Consider the following 4,244-nt stretch of genomic DNA (forward strand, 5'->3'; position numbering starts at 1 on the left):
CACACCCGCCTCGGACACCGCAGCCCGAACGCCTACGAACACGCACTCGACCGAGCATCAACTACGCTGGCACAAGCCGCATAACCCCGTGTCCAGCATCCGGGGTCAGGGCCCGTGGAGCCAGGCGTTGTTCTTGATGGTGCCGCGGTAGCGGAGTCTGCGGTTGCCGTGGGCGGCGAGCCAGGCGACGGCGCGTTCGACGGGTGGTCTCCACCGCCGGTAGGCGGCCTGCCAGGCGGGGTCGGTGCCGGCCTGGCGGCGGGCGGCGGCGAGAAGGCCGTGGTGCGGCCGGATGGTGACGATCCGGCCGGCCCTGGCGGTGGTGCACCGCTCACGCACGGGACAGCCGGTGCACTGCTCGGTGAACAGCGCCTTGCGTTGCAGGTGCCGCCCGGACGGCTCGGACAGCACGGCGGTGTAGCCGGCGGGGCAGGTCACCGTGCCGGCCGCGGTGTCGATGCCGCGTCCGTCAACTCACCTCGACCTGCCACAACACTCGTTCGGAGGCGAGTTCGTAGAACCTTCGCGGCGCCCGTGACCATGAGGCAAGAGCATCCCGCCGCCGTGCAGGCATCACGGGGCATCTTCGGGTTGGTCAAGCGCTTTGAGCCCGTCAATGCCTTGTTGGATCCAGGCCGGAAGATGGTGTTCGCGGGCGATGTCGACGGTGCTCTGGAAGCACCCCCTGGCGTCCTCCCGTTGGCCGAACTGGAGGTACGTTCGGCCGGTGATCACGAGGCACTCGGCGAGGTTACTTCGGTTCCCGAGGCGTTCGTTGAGACCGCGGGCCTCCCGGAGGGCTGCCAAGGCTTCCTCGCGCCGGCCCAGGCCCCGAAGGGCATCGCCGAGATCGGTGAGAGTGATGGCGATGTTGTTGGTGTTGTCGTGGGTTCGCCAAATCTCGAGCGCCCGGCGGAGGCCTTCCTCAGCTGCTGCGAAGTCCTCCGTGAGGAGGTGCGAGGTGGCCATGATATTCAGGAGGACGCCGTTCTCCCCTAGGGCGCCGTGTGAGCGGTCGATCGCCTGCCGCGCGTATGTGAGGGCTGCTGTGCTGTTCTTCAGCTGGTTGTAGGCGACGGCGAGATTCTGCAGAAGGGTGAGGACGAGGTCTTCGTGGCAGGCGTTCTCGGCCGCGACCAGGGAGTCCTGAAATGCGTGGACGGCTTCCTGCAGGCGGTATGTCATGCAGTGGGAGATGCCGATGCGCTGAAGCATGAAGGCCTGTCCGACCAAGTCACCGTGCTGCTCCGCGGTCGTGAGGGCGATGGCCTTGAGATCGTCGGTCTCGCCGGTCCAGGAGTAGGTGGTGTCGTAGCCGGCCAAGCCGTGCACGATCCGCCAGGCGAGGTCCGGGCGTGAGGAGTGGGCGGCTTGACGGACCGCCTCCTTGATGTTGGCCATCTCCTCGGTGCACCACCGGCTTGCGTGCTGTCCGTCGGTGAATACGGGCAGCGGAGCGGAAGGCTCGTCTTCCAGGACGGTGGTTCGTGACATGCCGGCGTTGATGATGGTTCTCGAGCGTGCCAGTGCCGCGGCGTACCAGACCATGAGCCGCACTCGGGCCGCGTCGCGGCTCTCGTAGGCTTCCTCCTGTTCGGCGCGTTCGGCCGCGTACTCGCTCAGCAGGTCGTGGAGAGAATACCGCCACGGACTCGGGTTCTGGAGCAGGTGGTAGTCGACGAGCAGTTCGAGCAGGTCTGCCGTGACGGCGGTGGGACGCTCGACCAAAGCGGATGCCTGTTCGATCCCGAACGTCTGGCCGGGCCACAGGCCCAGAAGCCGGAAGAGGCGGGCGGCCTCACGTTCCACCGGATCATTGCTGCCGTGGAGGGCCAGGTAGCTGGAGGCGAGCGTGTCCCGTACGTTCAGGTGTCCGATCGACAGCGATCCCAGGCGTTTCCCGGGGGCGGCGAGACGTTCCGCCATGGTGCTCAACGACCAGACCGGACGGGCGGACAGCCGGGCAGCGACGATCCGCAGTGCCAGCGGCACCCCGGCGCAGGCCGCGAGCACACGCAGCGCGCTGTCCGGGTCGGCATTCACGCGGTCGTGGCCGCAGACCGTCGACAGCAGACGGCGTTGTTCCTCGAGGTCCAAGGGCTCCAAGCGGATGTGGCGAGCGCCAGGCAGGTCGGTGAGCGTATTGCGGCTGGTGACGACCGTCGCGCACTGGCCATGACCAGGTAGGAGGGGCAGCACCTGCTCGGCGCTGTCGGCGTTGTCGAGGATCAGCAGCACCCGGCGGGCGGCCAGGATGGTGCGCAGGAGCGCCGCGCGATCGTCGGTGTCCTCGGGGATCGGGTGGCCCTGGGCCACAGTGCTGTCTGGATGCGAGAGGGCGGTGATGAATGCCGCGAGCACGCCGTGGGCATCGCGGCGTTCGCCGATTCCGAATCCGCGCAGGTCGACGAACAGCTGGCCGTCGGGGAAGTGCTTCCGGACCCGGTGGGCGGCGGCGATAGCGAGTGCGGTTTTGCCGATGCCTGCCATTCCGGAGATCACCGCCACACAGGTGCCGCGGCCGGAGGCGGCGGCTTCGAGCCGGTCGGTGAGTACGCGCAGCTCGTCGGCGCGTCCGGTGAAGTCAGCGGTGTCTACCGGGAGCTGATTCGGGCCGCTCCGGGCTTGTTCGGCACTGTTGAGGCATCGCCGGGGAGCCGCGGTAGCCGTTACTTCTGCGGCGGGGCTCAGGATTTCCTGGTGTGCCTCACGCACTGCCTGGCCGGGTTCCACGCCCAGTTCGTCGATCAGCGTGTGGCGCAGTTCCTGGTAGGCCGCGAGTGCTTCGGCCTGGCGTCCGGCGCGATGCAGGGCGAGCATCAGCTGTCGGTGGAACTCCTCGTGCACGGGGTGCTGCTGGGTCAGAACGGCGAGTTCCGCGATCACGTCGTGGTGGTGACCCAGGTGCAGCTCGACCTCGACGCGCCACTCCTGCGCTCTGAGGTACAGCTCCAGAAGGTTGGCCGCTTCGGGTGAGCCGGTCAGCGCCGGCAGGTCGTCGAAGGGCCGGCCGCGCCATAGGGCGAGCGCCTGTGAGGCGAGGCCGCCCGCTACGGGCCAGTCCTTTTTGCGGTAAGCGGACTGGGCCTGCTGGACCTTGGCACTGAACACCTCGAGGTCGAGCTCCCCGTCACGGACCTCCATCGCGTAGCCGGGCGGGACGGCGCGGAGCCGACTGCCGACGTCGGGCCCGAGGAACCGCCTAAGCCGGGAAACGTGATTGTGCAGCGATGAGGTCGCGGAGCTCGGCGCGCTGTCCCCCCACAGGGTCGAGATCAGCGAGTCCACGGACACGGGCTGGTTGGCCCGGAGCAACAGAGCAGCGAGGAGAAGGCGAACCTTGGGACCGGTCACGGGCAGGGGCTGCGCATCGCGATGCACCGCGAGTGGCCCGAGCAGGCCGAACCGCGTCTTCACTCGTCCCCCGTTGTGGCTGTACATCAGATGTGTATGTGATTCAGATCTTAGCCATGTGTGATCACTTGCCGAGACGATCGACTTCGCCGGTCGGGCGAGTGCCACGGGTGACAAACACCCCTGGTCAGGCCGCTCACCGGCCTCAGTCCCACCCTCTTTGCATCACTCGGGGAGATCACCATGCACTCCAGGACGTCCAGGCTCGTCCGTGTCGCTCTGGCCGCCGCGATCGCCACCACCGGCACGATCGCCACCACCGCCTTCGCAACGACCACCGCGCACGCCGCCACGGCATCGTCCGTGGACGGCAGTATCACCCGCAGCGAGATCATTCAGCGCGCCCAGTACTGGCTCGGCAAGTCCATCCCCTACAACCAGGGCGGCTCCTTTACGGATCCGGACGGACGCAGCTACCGAACGGACTGCTCCGGCTACGTCTCGATGGCGTGGCACCTCGGCGAAAGCGCCAGCACCCAGTCTCTCCCCGGCTACTCCTACGAGATCCCGCGCAGCGAGCTCAAGGCCGGCGACATCCTCAACAGCTTCTACGAGCACGTCATCCTGTTCGAGAAGTGGGACGACGCCGAGCACACCACCTTCTCCTACTACTCGTTCGGCTCGACCCCGGTGAAGCATGTGACCGGGGTGTCGATCAACGCCGCCACCTTCGACAGCCACCCGAACGGCAACTACAAGGCCCTCCGGTACAAGAACGTCGACGACGACCCGGCCATGACGTCGATGGTGGGCGTCGGTGACATCAACAACAACGGTGTGCCGGACCTGATGGTCCGCCGTAAGTCCGACGGTCACGCCCTCATCTACTG

Annotated in this window: 2 protein-coding genes and 1 pseudogene; 1 reads left to right on the forward strand and 2 read right to left on the reverse strand. The window is 67.3% G+C overall.

Features of this window, described 5'->3' with window-relative positions:
• Positions 1–105: 105 nt before the first annotated feature.
• Positions 106–438 (reverse strand): transposase, encoded by a 333-nt coding sequence (locus tag AB0442_RS41905; protein ID WP_366168769.1) that lies wholly within the window; start codon positions 436–438, stop codon positions 106–108.
• Positions 439–573: 135 nt separating this feature from the next.
• Positions 574–3,441, reverse strand: coding sequence for a BTAD domain-containing putative transcriptional regulator (locus AB0442_RS41910; RefSeq protein ID WP_366168770.1), 2,868 nt, complete (start codon positions 3,439–3,441; stop codon positions 574–576).
• Positions 3,442–3,597: 156 nt separating this feature from the next.
• On the opposite strand from AB0442_RS41910, the pseudogene AB0442_RS41915 reads away from it, so the two are divergent.
• A pseudogene (locus AB0442_RS41915) lies at positions 3,598–4,244 on the forward strand (VCBS repeat-containing protein); the annotation flags it as partial.

Source organism: Kitasatospora sp. NPDC085895 (assembly GCF_040702125.1).
Classification (GTDB): domain Bacteria; phylum Actinomycetota; class Actinomycetes; order Streptomycetales; family Streptomycetaceae; genus Kitasatospora; species Kitasatospora arboriphila.

Bases quoted from the DNA above. Each gene is read 5' to 3' on its own strand.
- AB0442_RS41910 (WP_366168770.1), bottom strand. From the start codon at position 3,441: ATGTACAGCCACAACGGGGGACGAGTGAAGACGCGGTTCGGCCTGCTC.